The 17,649-nt window shown below is 29.6% G+C and carries 18 protein-coding genes; 16 read left to right on the top strand and 2 right to left on the bottom strand.

Annotated elements, in window-relative coordinates; genetic code table 11:
• The first annotated feature begins 7 nt into the window (after positions 1-7).
• From RH915_RS00305 to RH915_RS00360, 12 genes are all read left to right on the top strand, one after another.
• Complete coding sequence (locus RH915_RS00305; protein ID WP_310477219.1) at positions 8-694, top strand: YggS family pyridoxal phosphate-dependent enzyme; 687 nt, start codon at positions 8-10, stop codon at positions 692-694.
• Positions 695-712: 18 nt separating this feature from the next.
• On the top strand, positions 713-1,144 hold the full coding sequence (locus tag RH915_RS00310) for a cell division protein SepF (RefSeq protein ID WP_310477220.1): 432 nt from the start codon (positions 713-715) through the stop codon (positions 1,142-1,144).
• 14 nt (positions 1,145-1,158) lie between these two features.
• Positions 1,159-1,428 (top strand): YggT family protein, encoded by a 270-nt coding sequence (locus RH915_RS00315; protein WP_310477222.1) that lies wholly within the window; start codon positions 1,159-1,161, stop codon positions 1,426-1,428.
• An 8-nt stretch (positions 1,429-1,436) separates the two neighbouring features.
• Entirely contained in the window at positions 1,437-2,222 is a 786-nt protein-coding gene (locus RH915_RS00320) for a YlmH family RNA-binding protein (RefSeq protein WP_310477224.1), read from the top strand.
• Positions 2,223-2,235: 13 nt separating this feature from the next.
• Positions 2,236-2,691 carry a DivIVA domain-containing protein gene (locus RH915_RS00325; protein ID WP_310477226.1) on the top strand — a complete coding sequence of 152 codons (456 nt, stop codon included), beginning with the start codon at positions 2,236-2,238 and terminating at the stop codon, positions 2,689-2,691.
• Positions 2,692-2,778: 87 nt separating this feature from the next.
• The gene (locus tag RH915_RS00330) at positions 2,779-3,477 is read left to right on the top strand and encodes a 5'-methylthioadenosine/adenosylhomocysteine nucleosidase (RefSeq protein WP_310477227.1); all 699 of its coding nucleotides are present in this window, start codon (positions 2,779-2,781) and stop codon (positions 3,475-3,477) included.
• A gap of 98 nt (positions 3,478-3,575) precedes the next feature.
• Complete coding sequence (locus tag RH915_RS00335; protein WP_310477228.1) at positions 3,576-3,869, top strand: DUF5665 domain-containing protein; 294 nt, start codon at positions 3,576-3,578, stop codon at positions 3,867-3,869.
• A 10-nt stretch (positions 3,870-3,879) separates the two neighbouring features.
• Positions 3,880-4,527: a TraR/DksA C4-type zinc finger protein gene (locus RH915_RS00340; RefSeq protein WP_310477229.1), complete on the top strand. Its 648-nt coding sequence runs from the start codon at positions 3,880-3,882 to the stop codon at positions 4,525-4,527.
• Between the two features lie 89 nt (positions 4,528-4,616).
• Complete coding sequence (gene lspA / locus RH915_RS00345) at positions 4,617-5,066, top strand: signal peptidase II (protein WP_310477231.1); 450 nt, start codon at positions 4,617-4,619, stop codon at positions 5,064-5,066.
• Between the two features lie 5 nt (positions 5,067-5,071).
• A complete protein-coding gene (locus RH915_RS00350) occupies positions 5,072-5,980 on the top strand; it encodes an RluA family pseudouridine synthase (protein WP_310477233.1) in 909 nt (302 codons plus the stop codon).
• A gap of 23 nt (positions 5,981-6,003) precedes the next feature.
• Complete coding sequence (gene pyrR / locus RH915_RS00355) at positions 6,004-6,540, top strand: bifunctional pyr operon transcriptional regulator/uracil phosphoribosyltransferase PyrR (RefSeq protein ID WP_310477235.1); 537 nt, start codon at positions 6,004-6,006, stop codon at positions 6,538-6,540.
• Between the two features lie 84 nt (positions 6,541-6,624).
• Positions 6,625-7,827 carry a uracil-xanthine permease family protein gene (locus tag RH915_RS00360; RefSeq protein ID WP_310477237.1) on the top strand — a complete coding sequence of 401 codons (1,203 nt, stop codon included), beginning with the start codon at positions 6,625-6,627 and terminating at the stop codon, positions 7,825-7,827.
• 65 nt (positions 7,828-7,892) lie between these two features.
• Here RH915_RS00360 and spoVB read toward each other — a convergent pair whose 3' ends face one another.
• Positions 7,893-9,431, bottom strand: a complete 1,539-nt coding sequence (gene spoVB / locus RH915_RS00365) for a stage V sporulation protein B (RefSeq protein ID WP_310477239.1) — start codon at positions 9,429-9,431, stop codon at positions 7,893-7,895.
• Positions 9,432-9,599: 168 nt separating this feature from the next.
• Here spoVB and RH915_RS00370 point away from each other — a divergent pair, with 168 nt between their 5' ends.
• Positions 9,600-10,229, top strand: coding sequence for a GGDEF domain-containing protein (locus RH915_RS00370; protein WP_310477240.1), 630 nt, complete (start codon positions 9,600-9,602; stop codon positions 10,227-10,229).
• A 40-nt stretch (positions 10,230-10,269) separates the two neighbouring features.
• Complete coding sequence (locus RH915_RS00375; protein ID WP_310477241.1) at positions 10,270-10,950, top strand: hydrolase; 681 nt, start codon at positions 10,270-10,272, stop codon at positions 10,948-10,950.
• Here the strand turns inward: RH915_RS00375 and RH915_RS00380 are convergent.
• The gene (locus RH915_RS00380) at positions 10,945-11,745 is read right to left on the bottom strand and encodes a histidinol-phosphatase HisJ family protein (RefSeq protein WP_310477243.1); all 801 of its coding nucleotides are present in this window, start codon (positions 11,743-11,745) and stop codon (positions 10,945-10,947) included. The genes RH915_RS00375 and RH915_RS00380 overlap by 6 nt on opposite strands.
• 155 nt (positions 11,746-11,900) lie before the next feature.
• On the opposite strand from RH915_RS00380, the gene RH915_RS00385 reads away from it, so the two are divergent.
• Together RH915_RS00385 and RH915_RS00390 are read left to right on the top strand one after the other, a co-directional pair.
• The gene (locus tag RH915_RS00385; RefSeq protein WP_310477245.1) at positions 11,901-12,089 is read left to right on the top strand and encodes a hypothetical protein; all 189 of its coding nucleotides are present in this window, start codon (positions 11,901-11,903) and stop codon (positions 12,087-12,089) included.
• A 130-nt stretch (positions 12,090-12,219) separates the two neighbouring features.
• The gene (locus RH915_RS00390) at positions 12,220-17,604 is read left to right on the top strand and encodes a diguanylate cyclase (RefSeq protein ID WP_310477247.1); all 5,385 of its coding nucleotides are present in this window, start codon (positions 12,220-12,222) and stop codon (positions 17,602-17,604) included.
• The last annotated feature ends 45 nt before the right edge of the window (positions 17,605-17,649 follow it).

Consider the following 17,649-nt stretch of genomic DNA (forward strand, 5'->3'; position numbering starts at 1 on the left):
GGGGAATATGGTGGAGATTAGACAAAAAATAGAAGATGTTAATAAAACAATACAAGATGCAGCAAATAAAAAAGGTCATGATCCGAGTAATATTAATTTGATAGCTGTGACTAAGACAGTAGATATGCACAAAATTGAAAAAGCCATTGAGTGTGGAGTTACAGATATAGGTGAAAACAAAGTACAAGAATTATTAGAGAAATATGACCATTTAAAAGATAAAGTTAAGTGGCACATGATTGGACATTTGCAAAAAAATAAAGTTAAATATATAGTAGATAAAGTAGATTTAATACACTCTTTGGACTCCTATGAATTAGCTTTGGAGATTAATAAGAGAGCTAAAAAAATCGATAGAAAAGTATCTTGCTTATTACAGGTAAATGTATCCAATGAGACAACAAAGTTTGGAGTAAAAAGTCATGAGGCAGTTGACTTAATGTATGTATTAGATAAATTAACTCATGTAAAAATAAAAGGACTTATGACTATGGCACCATATGTTAAAGATAAAGAAGATACACGAAAATACTTTAAATCATTAAAAGAATTATCAAAAGAGATTTCTAAACACAAGTTACAAAATATAGAAATGGAATATTTATCTATGGGAATGTCTAATGATTTCGACATTGCTATAGAAGAAGGTGCAAATCTAGTTAGAGTAGGTAGCGCAATCTTTGGAAAACGATAATACTAAGGGGGAAAAGTGATGGCAAAGATTATTGATAAAGTAAAATATTTCATAGGTTTGGATGTTTTTGAGGACGAAGAGGAAATGGATGATGAACTTCAAGAGGATGAGAACTACGCAGTAGTGAATAGCAAGAAAAATAAGGTTGTTAACATTCATACGACTACTCAAATGAAAGTGTTAGTCTATGAACCTGCTGCCTTTGAAGAGGTAACTGGAATTGTTGATAATTTAAAGAATAGAAAACCTGTTATTATTAACTTAGAAAGTTTAGATCCTGAGTTAGCAAAAAAATCTTTTGATTTCTTAAATGGAGCAATATATGCCTTAGATGGTAACATACAAAAAGTTTCTTCTGGCATATTTATACTTGCACCTAATAATGTTGAGATAGCAGGGAATATTAAAGAAGAATTAAAAAATAAAGGTGTATTCCCTTGGAATAAATAAAGGAGTGATTATTTTTGCCTAATGCTTCGACGGTTAGATTAGCACTAATGCAGTTAAGCAGAGTAATAGAATTTTTAATTTTAGTTAGGGTGCTATTATCTTGGGTAAGACCAAACCCTTATAACCCTATTGTTCAATTTATTCATACAACAACTGAACCAATTTTAGCGCCAGTAAGAAAATTAATTTATGGCTTAGGTTACAATGGAATGATAGATTTTTCACCGATTATTTCTTTGTTTTTAGTAAGATTTATATTTAATCAAATTTTACAATTTATTTAGGTGATAAAGTGATAGACAAGGAAAAGTACTTAATACATATAAAAGATTTAAAGATTAGACAATTAACAAATAGGGTGTTAGATATAGTTCATATTGTTTTAAAAAAGCATGAGGTTAAATATACACATTTTTTAAATCCATATGAAAAGAAATGTGTAATTCAGTTGATTAACGCTTTTCCTGACTTAGCATATAAAAGCTTTGGTGGCTTTGAAGACGCTGAAAGGGAGATTGTTGCAATATACCAAGATTATTTAGATGACAATTCAATTGAAGTACCAATTAGTGCAATAGAAATTACATCTAAGTCAAGAAATGAAATAAATCATCGAGATATACTGGGAGCTGCTTTAGGACTTGGTCTAAAAAGAGAAAAACTAGGTGATATATTAATACATAAAAATAAATATCAATTAATAGTAGACAAAACCTTAATCGATTTTCTAATCTTCAACTTAACCCATGTTGGAAGTAATGAAGTGAAACTGAAAAATATTTTATTAAGTAACATTCAAATTCCAATACAAGAATATAAAGAGATTCAAGGTTTCGTAGCCTCACTAAGACTCGATGCAATTATAAGCTTAGCTTTTAAACTTTCCCGTGGAGATGCACAAAGTGTTATTACTAAAGATAAAGTTACAGTTAATTGGGAAACAGTTAATAAAAACAATTCCTTATTAAAAGAAGGAGATATAATTTCATTACGAGGAAAAGGACGTATAGAAATTAAAACTATTGGAAGAAGAACCAAGTCAGATAGGACACAAGTTATAATTAAAAAACCATTATAAGGAGGCCAGATATATGCTAACACCATTAGATATTCAGAACAAAGAATTTAGCAGAGGGTTACGGGGATATCGCGAGGATGATGTAGATGAGTTTCTTGATCAAATAATGATTAGTTATGAGAAACTTTATAAAGAAAACTCAGAATTAAAGGAAAAAATTGAAAAAATTCATGTTGAAATTGATAAATATAAAAATATTGAAGAAACACTTAAAAATACCTTAATTGTTGCACAAACATCTGCAGAAGAGGTAAAAAATAATGCTATAAAAAAATCTGAATTAATTATTGAAGAGGCAGAATTGAGAGCAAAGCAAATTATTGAAAAGTCAAATAAAGAAGTAGATAAAGTTAACCAAGAATTTGAAAGTATGAAAAAAGAAATGCAAATATTTAAAACCAGATTTAAGACTTTGTTAGAATCTCAATTAGAATCAGTTTTAAATGGATTCGAAGAAGTTGAAAAATAAGATTATAACACTATTTCTTGGGAAATACTACTACTATCTCGTTCTATAAAAAGAGCGAGATTTTTAAATTCTAAAGGAGGCATAATGATGAGTAGAGTAGGGATCATTGGAGCTATGGAAGAAGAGGTAAATATATTAAAGGATGAAATGAAAATATTACAGCATATTAATATTGCGAGTATGGATTTCTATATAGGTAAATTAGAAGAAAAAGAGATTGTTCTTGTTAAGTGTGGGATAGGTAAAGTTAACGCTGCTATTTGCACTCAAATCTTAATTGATAAATTCAATGTAACAGTTATTATAAATACAGGTGTTGCTGGAGCAGTTCACAATGACTTAGATATTTTGGATGTTGTTATCTCTGAAGATGTGCTACAACATGACTTTGATGTAACAGGATTTGGGTACAAAATAGGTGAAATTCCAAGGATGGAAACATCAATTTTTAATGCTGATAAATCTTTAGTTGCAGAAGCAATAGAAGCTTCAAAGAAGGCTTTAAAAACAGAAAAAGTGCTTAAAGGAAGAATTGTATCCGGAGACGTTTTTGTAAGTAGTAATGAGCTAAAAGAAAAAATTAAGAATACATTTAATGCATTTAGTACAGAAATGGAAGGAGCTGCCATTGGGCATACCTGTTATTTGAATAATATCCCATTTGTCATTATTAGGTCTATGTCAGATAAAGCAGATGGTAGTGCACACAATAATTTTAATGAGTTTGTCGAAAAGGCATCTAATAATTCGAAGAATATTGTGAAGGAAATATTAAAACATAGATAATTATAACTATATATTTCAAATAAAAGTAGAATACTAATTACAATTTAACCAAATAAATTTTTTTACAAGGGGTAAAATATTTTCAAGGAGATTTATAGATGTCCAGAAAAAATAAAGGAACAAAAGATATTGATAAGATTGATGTTTTATCAAGAAAAATGGACAATATAAGAATAGCAGAATATATTGAAATGCTCTCAAATCCCAAAAAACTTATATTAATGAATTTTGTTATGGGATTAATACGTGGAATAGGTATGGGACTAGGATTTACAGTATTAACTGCTTTATTTGTAGGAGCATTAGTCTATTTAATGAGAGGGTGGGTAAATCTACCCTATATTGGAAAAATAATTGCTGAACTTCTTGAAGTAATAGAAACCTATAGATAGGAGGATTTATTTGGAGTCTAATAAATTACAATATTTTAAACGTCGATTGCAAAATGAAAAAAATGAAATATTAGAAACATTAAAGAGCATGGAAGATCGACAACCTAATAGTGCTTCTATGAGAGAGTATACCGAAGAATTGTCCGCATATGATAATCATCCAGCTGATTTAGGAACTGAAATGTTTATGACTTCTATGCAGGCCAATCTTGAAAATCATGAAAGATATCGAATTACAGAAATAGATAGAGCCATTGAAAAAATAGAGAATGGGACTTATGAAGAATGTACTTTATGTAACAATACGATACCAGAGGAAAGATTAGAAGCACTGCCAGAGGCAAATATATGTATGGAATGTGCTAAAGAAAAGTTGCCTATACAAGATACTGTTGAAACAAGACCATCTGAAGAAGATTTATTATATCCTGCTTTTGGACGTACAAGTAACATAAATGATTACACAGGATTTGATGGAGAAGATGCATATCAAGAGGTTGCAAAGTTTAATCAAGTAAAAAGTGACCCTTCATTTTCCACAGGCGATCATTTAGGTATTTTTGATGATGATTCAAGAGAGGTTCAAGATGTAGAGAATATTTCTAATGAACAATACATTGAACAACTGCCAGATGGTCATTATGATGAACATGTTTAATAGTAAATTGTTAAAAAAAGATACATAAAGTATCTTTTTTTAGTTTATTTTATGTTATAATCATAAAGACATTGAGGGGAGCTGATTTTATGTGGATTTTAATTGCACTTTTTATAATTATATTTGATCAAATAACCAAGACTTGGGTAGTATCTTCTTTGAAAGAAATAAGACAAATGTATATAGTAGAAAATATTTTACACTTTACTTATGTAGAGAATAGAGGCGCAGCTTTTGGTATAATGCAAGACCAAAAACTATTTTTTATTATCGTCACATTTATAATACTAGCGGTTATGATCTATTATCTACTTACTATAGATAACTTGAAAAAATCGGTTATAGTCAGCTTAAGTTTAATTATCGGTGGTGCAATTGGAAATTTAATTGATAGAATTCGGTTTGGCTATGTGATTGACTTTATTGATTTTAGAGTTTGGCCTGTATTCAATATCGCAGACATAGCTATTGTTATAGGGCAAATCATCTTGATTTATGTGGTCTTGAAATATGATAACCTAAAGCAAAAGGAGTTGTAACAATTTTGGAGAGTTATGTGTTTGAAGTTGAAGACAGAGAAGGCTTAAGATTAGATGTTTATTTATCTGAGCAACTCAAACAATATAGTAGAAATTATATACAGCAGATGATTAAAGATGGATTAGTTACAGTAAACAAAAAAAGTGAGAAGCGTAAATATATTATAAAAATTGGTGATGAAGTTAGTGTACAGGTTCCGGTACCAAAAGAACTGGATGTGAAAAGCCAAAACATACCTCTAGATATTGTCTTTGAAGATGAAGACCTATTAATAATAAACAAACCACAAGGAATGGTTGTACATCCCGGAGCAGGTAATTATGAAAACACAGTAGTAAATGCAATTTTATATCATTGTCGTGGACAATTGTCGTCAATTAATGGTATAATTAGACCCGGAATTGTCCATAGAATTGATAAGGACACATCTGGATTACTCATGGTGGCTAAAAATAATTTTACTCATCGGTCTTTAGCTCAGCAGTTAAAAGAACATTCGATAACAAGGCAATATCATGCAATTGCTGTTGGAAAAATAAAAGATCATAAAATTAAAATCGATGCACCAATCGGTAGGAATCCAAACAATCGCCTAAAAATGGCTGTTGTAGAGTCAGGTAGAAATGCGATCACTCATGTAAGTGTAATTAGTCCATTAAAAGATCATACCTATATTGAAGCACAGCTAGAAACGGGTAGAACGCATCAAATAAGAGTTCATATGGCTTATATTAAACACCCATTACTGGGAGATGAAGTTTATGGGAAAGAAAGTTTGAAATTTAACTTGGAGGGGCAAGTGCTTCATGCAAAGACACTTGGGTTTATTCACCCAAGAAACAATAAATATATTGAATTTAATTCTGAAATTCCAAATTACTTTAGTAAGCTGTTAAATATCCTTAAAACTTAATATAAAAACGTGGTGGTGGATTTATGAGTAAGATAGTACAAATTTTGGATGTTAAAGGCATTAATCGGGCAATTACTAGAATAGCCCATGAAATAACAGAAAAAAACAAAGGTGCAAAAGATGTCATACTAATTGGCATTAAAACAAGAGGTGTTCCTTTAGCAAATAGACTTGCAGAAAAAATAAAAGAGATTGAGGATTTAAATGTACCTGTAAGTATAATTGATATTACTTTTTACAGAGATGATTTACAAAAATTAGAATCAACACCGAAAGTTAAACCTACAGAAATAGACTATGATATAGATAATAAAACTGTAATACTTGTAGATGATGTACTTTTTACTGGAAGGACAGTTAGAGCTGCATTAGATGCGGTTATAGATTTAGGACGCCCAAGTAAAGTACAGCTAGCAGTGTTGATTGATAGAGGTCACAGAGAACTACCAATAAGAGCTGACTTTGTTGGTAAAAATGTACCAACCTCAAAAGATGAGTTAGTGAAAGTAAAGCTTGATGAAGTCGATAATGACAACTTAGTTGTTATTGAAAATAAATAACCTTTAAATTAGTCCAGAGAGGCTAAAAAGGGAAATATACATTTAAGGTATATTTCCCCACAATAAACCAAGGGGGAATAAAAAATGACAGAAGAAAAAATCGGAATTAAAAAATGGGTACTTGCATTTCAGCATTTACTAGCAATGTTTGGTGCAACAGTCTTAGTACCGGCAATTACAGGACTTAATCCTGCAGTTGCTTTGTTATCAGCTGGAGTAGGAACACTTATTTTTCATTTGTTAACAAAGGGTATGGTTCCAGTATTTCTCGGATCAAGTTTTGCTTTTATACCAGTAATTTTAGCAGTAAAAGACAGATTTGGTGATTTAGCTTATGCCCAAGGTGGAATTATGATTGCTGGTTTACTGTATGTAATTTTAGCATCGCTTGTAAAAATTTATGGCATTGACAAAATCAAATCATTTTTCCCACCAATCGTAACAGGACCAATGATCGTTGTAATAGGTTTAAACCTAAGCCCAGTTGCAATTGGAATGGCTTCAAGTAATTGGTTAATTGCAGGTGTTGTTCTTATTACGTTAGTTAGTATTTCTGTTTACACAAAAGGATTTATCAAACTACTACCAATCTTAATTAGTATTCTTGTTGGTTATGTATTATCAATGGCGTTAGGAGTAATTAATACTACAGAATTAATTGCAGAGCTACGCGAGGCAAGTATGTTTAGAGTTCCTGGGATGACATTGCCTAAATTCGATTGGACCGCTATACTATTAATCGCACCAATTGTACTAGTTGTATTTATGGAACATATTGGAGATATTACAACTAATGGTTCTGTAGTAGAAAAAGACTTTTTTAGTGAACCAGGATTACATCGTACACTGTTGGGAGATGGTGTAGCAACACTATTTGCAGGTCTAATAGGTGGGCCAGCTAATACGACGTATGGTGAAAATACAGGTGTACTAGCTGTAACAAAAGTTTATGATCCTAGTATATTAAGGGCTGCAGCCATTATAACAATTTTCTTAAGTTTTATGGGGCACTTCGAAGTTATTCTTGGTTCATTGCCCGATCCAGTTAAGGGTGGAATCAGTATTGTTCTATTCGGTATGATTGCTAGTGTAGGTATGAGAACAATGATTGAAGCAAAATTAGATTTCTCAGATAGTAAAAATCTGTTGATTGCAGCTTTAATTCTTGTAATAGGAATAGGAACAGAAGCAGCTGGAGGAATTGCTATAACAGAAGGGATACAATTAGAAGGATTGAGCTTAGCTGCAATTGTAGGAATTGTTTCTAATAAATTATTAAATAGATAATAGAATAAAAAATGCAGAAAACAAGTGCTTATACCAGCACTTGTTTTTTTTTATTTAAATAGTGTCTATGAATTAGGTTTTATACTGTTAAAATTAAATGTTTTAGTAACGCTAAGTAACAATAAATAAATTAATCCACCAATAGCACAAGATATTAAAGTACTTAGGTTATTACTTTTTGTTATTGAAAACATCAAATTAAAAGAAAAAAGAATACTAGTAATCATAATCAGAGAGCAAAATAAGGGTTTAATAATTGTTTGAAATAGTGGTAGATTTATTTTAATTGATCTTGAAAGTGTAACTATATTCAGTGTTGCGATAATAAAAGTAGAAAGTAAAAATCCAATAAAAAATCCATTAATACCGTATTGGGGATTTGGTATTAAAAAATAAGTACAATATAACTGTATTCCCATGCCACACAAATAATTGAGCGTAGTAATAACTTGCTTTCCCATCCCATGTAAAATTCCTGAACTTGTATGCTGTAAACAAAGAAATAAAGTAGCGTAACTTACAAATGAGAGGAAATTTCCTACTTGAGGATCATTATATACAAGAGAAGCAATGTGTTGACCAAAGACAACAAATACAATGGTAACGGGTAGGGCGATTAAAATTGTTACTCTTAGTGCGAGGCTAGATTGATATTCGACCTCTTTATAATTCTTAACTGCTAATTGCTCTGAAATATTTGGAATAATATTAATAACAAGTGCGGTAGTTACAGTGAAAGGTAAAAATAGTAATGGCATAGCCATGCCAGATATCTTTCCAAAAACCTCAATTGCTGCAGCAGAAGATAAACCAGCAGCTACAAGTCTTTGAGGAATTAGTATAGAATTAACTGACTGCATTACTACTGAAACTAAACGACTCAAAGTAATAGGTACTGAAATATATAAAAGATCACTTAAGATATTCAATGAAGAAATTTTTTTGTACTCAAATAAATACTTTTTTTTGGTTATTTTTTTAAGATTAAACTTTAATACTAAATAAAGCAAACTAAAAAACTCACCTATACTAATACCAACGATTGCAATATTAGCTGCCATAACTGGATTGTCAGGTTGGGTATAGTAGATATAAGTCAGTACAAAAGCTATTCTAAAAATTTGTTCAAGTATTTGAGCGTTTGCAGCTGGTTTAATATCTTTTAAACCATAGAAAAAACCTCTAAGGATACTTGAAAAAGTAATAAAAGTAATAGCTGGTATAGTAAAAATAACGGGATAGTAAAGGTTTGGATTTTTTAAAATGTTAAATGTAATGTATCTAATTTCTAAAGAAATTATAATAGTTAGTACAAATGATAAAACCCCACCAAATAAAAGTGCCATTCCAAGCACCTTATATACACCATTTTTATTGTTTATACTATTTTCTTTTGCTATCATTTTTGACACTGCTATAGGAATTCCTGCGGTGGTAATAGTAATAGCTATCATAAGAAAGGGGTAAACCATTTGATACAATCCAATAGCTTCAGCTCCAATAAGCCTAGAAAGTATAATTCTATAAATAAATCCAAGGGATCGAACAATAAGGTTCACAGCTGCTAAAATGATTGTACCAAAAACAAAAGATGACTTTTTCAAAATACCACCTCATTAGAACAAGATAGTAAATTAATATTCTGTAACAAATATCTTTATTACAATTAGTAGAAGTTACAAAAAACTTTATAAAATTGGGAATAATATGTTAATATGGGTACATATATATATATCAAATAAAATGGACAAACGTTAAGGTGGTGTATTGTTATGATAGAAAAAATTGAAGGGATAATGCAGAAAGAAGAATTTACTGAATTAATGGAAAAGAAAATCCAAAATTCAATGGAGAACTTTACTTTAGCAACAATTGATATTGACAATTTTGAAAAAGTTAATAGCTATTACGGTGAAATTGTAGGGGACCGAGTGATAGAAAAGATTGCTTCTGTCCTAAATCAAAATTTAACAGGCGAAGACAGTGTATGTCGTTACAATAAAGATGAGTTTAAAGTTCTATTTAATAATACTTCAGCTGAAACTGGATTTATAATGATGGAGGAAATAAGAAAATATTTTGATAAGAATGCTTTTTCATTAGTAAACGATGGTAAAAGAGAAATAAATATAAGAATTAGCGCTGGTATAGCAAATTTTCCTAGGCATGCCAAAAATGCTATAGAATTGTTTAGAGCGAGTGATAGTGCACTCTTTAGAGCGAAAAGAGAAGGTAAAAATCGTGTTTGTATTGCCGAAACTGAAAACATGATACTCAAATCTAATTACTACACAAAGACTCAACTTGAAAGATTAACTGAGTTATCAAAAAAATCTGATAAGACAGAGGCATTTTTGTTAAGAGAGGCTTTAGACGACTTGTTTGAAAAGTATAGTAAATAATTAATAAGATATACTAACGGTAAATGAGGCGAAAAGTAATATGGAATCAAAAATTAAAAAGACAAAATATGTTCCTGAAATTAAAGGGGTATTTAGAAGTAATTATATTGAATTACCTAAATGTATTGCAGAAGCCAGTGGGATAAAAGTTTTTGGAAGGAGAATAAAATCCGTACTTTTTAGTACAGATGTAGCAATTATAAAAAATACGAATGCTGATTCAGTAATCGCTGTTTACCCTTTTACACCTCAATTGGTAATCAATCAAGCACTTTTGCTAGCTTCTGATGTCCCTGTATTTTGCGGTGTAGGTGGAGGACATACAACAGGAAATCGTGTGATAAATATTGCTTTACATGCAGAATTTCAGGGTGCAATAGGTGTTGTTGTTAACAAGCCTACACCGAACGAAATTATAACAGCACTAAAAGATACTATTGATATACCAATAGTTGTAACGGTAGTTTCAGAAAATGAAGATGTTTTATCTAGGCTAAGAGCTGGGGCTGGAATTATTAATGTTTCAGGAGCTAAAAATACACCTAATATAGTTAAAAAGATACGACAAATAGACAGTACAGTTCCAATTATTGCAACAGGTGGAAATACAGAAGAGACAGTTCAAAAGACAATTGAGGCGGGTGCAAATGCCATCACTTTCACTCCGCCAACAACCGCAGATATTTTTGCTATATCTATGAATAAATACAGAGAGTTATAATTTATCTATTTCATGGAATTTTGGTTCCATCTTATCAAAAGTTGCTATGTATTTAAATCCAATATCTTTAAGACAGTTCAAAGCCCTCTTAAAATCAAAAGCAATATCTTTAGCTACATGTGCATCCGAGCCTAATGTTATCATTCTCCCTCCTAGATCATAATAGTGTTTAATGATATCCAATGAAGGATGGTAATCACCAAGCTTATAACGAATACCCGATGTATTCAATTCGATTCCTTTATCATTGCTAATAATTTCTTCCAATATAGTGGTTGTAATTTCCTTATATTCTTCTAATGGAAGAATTACATCAAAACCTCCGTAGCGCTTAATCATATCTAAGTGACCAAATACATTATAAGCCTTAAAGTGTTTAATTACATATAACATCTCTTCAAAATATTTCAAATACGCTTGTTTTTGCGTTTTACTATCAAAAAAATTTCCAGAGTAGAGATCATTTTTTTCAACACTATGAACAGAAGCGATTACAAAATCAAAGGGTGATGATAAAATATCCTCTTCGCATTGATTAAGGATGTGTGGCTGTAGTCCTACTTCAACACCCTGTTTAATAATTATTTTATTTTTATATAAATCTTGATAGTGTTCTATACCTTGAAAATACTCTGAAAAGCTAAATTTTATGTCATTGTGTCCATCGAAAACATAGTCTAAATGATCTGTAAAGCATATTTCAGACAGCCCAAGATGAATAGCTTGTTCAATAGCTTCTTTCATTGTCATATATGCGTCTGGTGAAAACTGACTATGCATATGATAATCAAACATAGAATATCCTCCTAATCATATTTTTCTTTACTCAGTTATTTTATAACTTATAATTAAATAAGTCAAAATCTTCAGTAGTGATTTAACTATATTTTAATTGATGGTACATAATTTGCCTATCAAATACTCAAAATAGGTAAAAGGAGGTGCAAAATATGAATCTAGATACAAAAGATATGATAACTAAAAAGCTATTAGACGCACAGGAAATGGTTAGAGATTATGAAATGTTCTCAAAACATACAAAAGATGAAGAAGTTCAAGAAGCATTTAAAAATTTTGCTGAAGAGAGTGGTACACAAGCTCGTGCTTTACAAAATTTGATAGATAAGTATAGTAAATAAAACAGGCCTCCGGGCCTGTTTTTTTATTGATTAATCATAAAATGTTAAAAATTTAGTAAATATATGTTAAAATATATATAAGTATGTTTAGAAGCAGAAATAAAATTGAATGCAGGAAAGAAGTGAGTCTATGAAATTAGTAAATAACAGGTATAAAATTATAGAATGCGTTGAACAAAATCATAATTTTAGTAAATTTGTTGTTACTGATCTTATTAAACAAGATACAAATATCTTACTATATGTTATTAACGATACAGAAATTATGAAAACATTTATAGACTATTGTACGAAAAATTTTTATAAATTTTCGTCATTTTCTCATCCAAATATAATATCGATATATAGCTATGGTGTTATCGAAAATATTGATGGTAAATTTGTAAATGAATTAAAGTTCTATTATACAACTGAGTATATTGATAAAAAATTGATTTATAACACTGAAGAGCCTTTGGCTAGAAAAACATTACAAGATTTATATGTTCAAATTTCAAGAGCAATAGATTTCTTGCATTTCCATGGAATTGTGTATAGATATCTTAGCATAGACTCGCTAATAATTTATAAAGATCATAATCAGTTAAAGGTACAGTTACTTGATCTTATAACATTAAAGAACAATTCATTATGTAGAAACTATATAAATTCACATGAAATTAATTTTAATAGTTTTGCCCCTGAATTTTATGATGAAAGTGAAATTGGAAGGTATACCGATGTATATTCTATAGGTTCAATCCTATACTATTTCTTAAATAAAAAGCTATTAAAACACGCAGATTTAATTAGAGAACTTAAGCGATATAACAATAGTGATAATTATGAATACCATATTTATAGATTAATTGAAGAAATGACAAGACTTGATTATATAAAGCGCATACAAACAATTCATGAGGCGAACGAAAGAATTGAAAAAATCTTTAAAGAAAATATAACAATTAAAGATAAATCAACAATTGAAAAACTAAATTTCCGTACTCCCATTATTGGTCGTAAAAATGAGTTACAAAAGATTGAGAGTGTTATTAGTTCAAATAAATCTAAAGAAGTATTTAATAAAGATATAGTTTTAATACATGGGGTTAAAGGGATAGGAAAGACGCGATTAATTACTGAGGCCCTTTATAAAATGGAGCTAAAAAAAATAAATACAGTTAGAGTTAAATTAACTGAAAAAAATTCAAGCTTTAAAAAAGTAATGCCTAACCTATTAAAACAATTCTATAAAAGAGCACCGATAGAGTTAGTAGAAAAGTATAGCAGTGAATTAGTTAAATTAACTCCAGAAATTGTAAAAAACAGTCTAATCACGCCTTCGAAAGAATTATCTCAAGATAAAGAAATTTTACGTTTATATGATAGAGTGGCAAACTTTATTATAGAATTTTCATCAAAAAAACCCACTGTAATCTCAATAGATGATTTTCAATATGCGGATCATTCATTATTAGAGTTTTTTGACTATCTATTGAACAGTAATAGGTTAAAGAAGTCTCCGATTTTGAATGTGTTATCGTACTGTGAAGAAAGCAAACTAACTAAAAATCTAAAAAGATGGATTAAAAAAGATAGCACACTTCATATAAAGTTAAGTAGATTATCTGTAGAAGAGTCTGCATTATTAATGAAGCATATCTTAGGATATTACAGGGTACCGATAGAATTTGCTTCAAAACTAATGACACAAATTGAAGGATTGCCAGGTAATATTGAAGAAATATTGAGACATTTATTTACAAATAAACTCTTAACAATTAAATATGATAACGATAATAAATCTTTTTATTGGAGTATCAATGAAAGAGGTTATAGTCAGGTAGTAAAATTATCACAAAATTATGATGAATCTATTTTAACCGAAATAAGTTCATTTGATACATATCATCGAAAAGTCTTAGAAGTTGTATCTACATTTAGTACCTCTGTATCTCGGAGGATAGTAAAACAAATATTAGGCCCAGAAGATGAGTATATTCGTGCTTTAGAAAATTTAACAAGAGACAGAATTTTAAATGAAAAGCTTGAAGATTGGGGATATACATACGGCTTTATGAATAAGCAAATAAAAAACTATATTTATGTAAATATTCCAGAACATCAAAAAATAAATCTACATATAAAAGCAAGTAAAATACTGGAAGATTCCTATTTAAGAGAAGGTAGAGGAAATAAAGATGAGTTAATATATCATCTTACTCATTCAAATCAAATTAGTAAAGTGATAGATTATTATATTGAGTCGGGAAATAATATGCTAAATCATAGAATTTACTCGCAAGCTTTGGAGTTTTATCAAAAAGCTAATGAATTATTGGTAGATATAAATGATCATAGAAAACAAAGACTTCGTATGAATATTGCTAAAATATATCAGAAACAAGGAAAAAATCAAGAAGCTATAGAAGTATACACTTTAGTAAAAGATTACGCTATCGAAAATGAATTAAAAGAATTGATGATTGATGTACAGAATAAAATTGCACAAAGTAACCTGAACAAGAATAATATTGATGCTGCAGTTGAACTATTAAATCATAATATAAAAAAAGCTGAACAGTTTAAATATAAAGAAGGGTTACTTGAAGCAGGACATTATTTAAGTAAAGCATATATACTGCATAGGAAAACATCTGAATTAGGGCAAGTTTGTGATAAATTTTTAGAACTAGCATATAGCCAAAATAATGACACTTATATAGGAATATTTCTGAGTCAAAAAGCCACAGAAAGTTATCTAAAAGGCAAACAAAGCCAAGCTATAAAATTATTGGAGGAAAGTATTCAATATTTAGAAAAAGCAAAGCTAATGCATAAAACAGCAGATCCAATTAATAGTATAGGTTTAATATATTTGGAGTATTATCAAGACTTTAAAAATGCTAAACGGTATTTCAAAAAAGCACTTACTATAAGTCAACAATATCATAAAATGGAAGACATGATCACAGCATATAATAATATTGCCGATGCGTATATCTTAAATGGGAATTTTGAAGCAGCTGTAGAAGTACTAAACAATAATATTTTACCTGCGGTAGAATATGAGGACGACATTGTTAGATTTGTCGTTTATATAAAGCAGATCACATGCTATTTATATTTAGAAGAATATAAAAAAGCTTATTTATGTTTAAACAAGGCACAAAGCACAGTAGCAAAGCTTCCTATACAAAGTGTCCATAGTGCATCTTATTTTGAAGCTGCCGCGAAATTTTATAATGTTATGGGTTGCTATGATCTAGTTGAAAACACAGTAAATTATTTCAATGATACGTACAGACATGTGGATCAGAGAATTAAGTTAAGAATGGATACAATAAAATTTGTTTCTAGAAATAGTACCAAACAAGATGTAACAAACTCAGAAGTATTTGAAATATTAAACAAGTATGAAGAAACTTCGTTCGGAAGAGATAAAAGAGTATTTCTATTTATTGCTATACTATATTTCTATGATAAAGGAGATATTTCTACTGCAAAAAAATTATATAATGAATTCTTAGAACTCGTCACAGTTATTGATAATGAGTTTTTTCAGATAAGAAGCAAATACTTAAAAGGGATTTTATTAAATAATAAAGAAGGCATACTAGAACTAGAAGATTTAATTTCATCAGATGTTCATATTGTAAATGAAATGAAGTGGCGTATTTATGATAAATTAGGGGATCTTTGTTGTAAATCAAATGAATTATTTAAGGCAACAAATTATTATATAAGTGCATTAGATACTTTAAAAGCAACTTATTTTAAGACCCCAGAAGAGTTCCAGTACACGTATTTATTAAATGAAAAAAAATATGAAATAAAAGCAAAGCTTTTAAATATGAGGCAATTAATTAACAAAGACCACTCACCAATTTTAGATAACTTTATAAGAGAAGAAAATAAAAACTTATTTTTTGACTTAACTCCATTACAATCTCTTATGGGACATCCAAAGTTTTATAAGCTAGCGTTAGATGAATATAAGTCTAACTTTTCTTTTAAAATTGACAACGTAGAAGAATTAATTGAATCCTTAACAACCGATGAATTATCAAATTTAGACTTAGTTCTTAGACTTTTAGGTCAATATACACTAGCAACAACTGGAATGATTATAACCAATGAAAATGCTAATTTTGAAAAAATTGTCTCCTTTGGTAAAGAGGTAGAAATATCAGACGCATTAAATATAATTAAAAAACCTACCAAAATTAAAAACTTTATAATCAACCCAAATATGCTTATTGAAAACGAAAAGTTTAGTAATAGTAAAGAAGCAAAGGTAGTTATATGCATACCAATACAAAGTTCTAGTAAAAAACCATACACCAATATAGAGAATGAAAAAAGACAATTTAGCAGTAAAAAAATGGATCAAATACTAGGCTATATTTATTTAGAAACTGATAAATTTATTAATAATTTTACCAATAAAGCATTAGATCAATGTCAAAAGACTGTACCATTAGTATCAATTTTGTTAGAAAGTCATAATCTAAAAGTGTATTCATCAACTGATAAACTCACAGGTGTTTATGTTAGAAAGCACTTTGAAAAACTTTTAGAAGAACAAGTAGTAAATTCAAATGACTCAAATCAACCCTTTTCTATTGTTATGTGTGATATTGATCATTTTAAAACTGTGAATGACACTTTTGGGCATCAAAGAGGAGATAAAGTTTTAGCGGATGCAGGCGAAATAATACTTAATAATCTAAGGGAAACAGATGCAGTAGGCCGATATGGAGGAGAAGAGTTTATTATCTTATTGCCTGGTACATTAAAAAAAGATGCTTATAAAGTTGCAGAAAAGGTTAGAAAAAGTTTTAAAGAGGAAAATCTTTTAGGTGTAGACGGTGATTTAACAATCAGTTGTGGTATATCAACTTTTCCAGAAGATGGAACCGAAAAGGACATTATAATTGAAAAAGCAGATCAAGCGTTATATAAAGCGAAAGAAGAAGGACGTAACCGAACAATTTCATGGGAGAAGGGATTGTGTTTTACTGATAAAAGAGTTGATAAATTAGCTGGTATAATAACAGGTAATATTGTTCAAGATCAAAGAAATGTGCTAGTTTTAACAGAAGTTATAGAATTAATGACAAAAGAAGTTTCTATAGATGAAAAAATATTTGAGTTAGTTGGAAGACTAATAGAAAACTTAGAGTCCAGTGAAGGTTTGTTATTAGCTGTTGAAAAAGAGAAAGTGACGAAAATGTATGGGCGTAGAAGATTTAATGATTCCTGGATAAAGAATTTAAAATATAATGAAAATCTTATAGAAAAGATTATAAGGACAAACCAAGGCGAATATCTAATTGATTGGGAGGATACGAGCAATATTGATGTATTTACAGGAAATCCAAATTGGAAATCAGTGATTGTTTGTCCTATAATATATGATGGGATATTAAAAGGCATAATATATCTATCAACTTTTGCTAAAGAAAAGGAATTTGATTATAATGCTTATAACTTAGTTAAAATAACAGGAAATATTATAGCACCGTTACTTTAATTCCTTACAGCTTATTTTCAGAAAAAAGTGTCGCTAGCTATAGCG

It is taken from the genome of Serpentinicella sp. ANB-PHB4 (assembly GCF_031432315.1).
Lineage (GTDB): Bacteria > Bacillota > Clostridia > Peptostreptococcales > Natronincolaceae > Serpentinicella.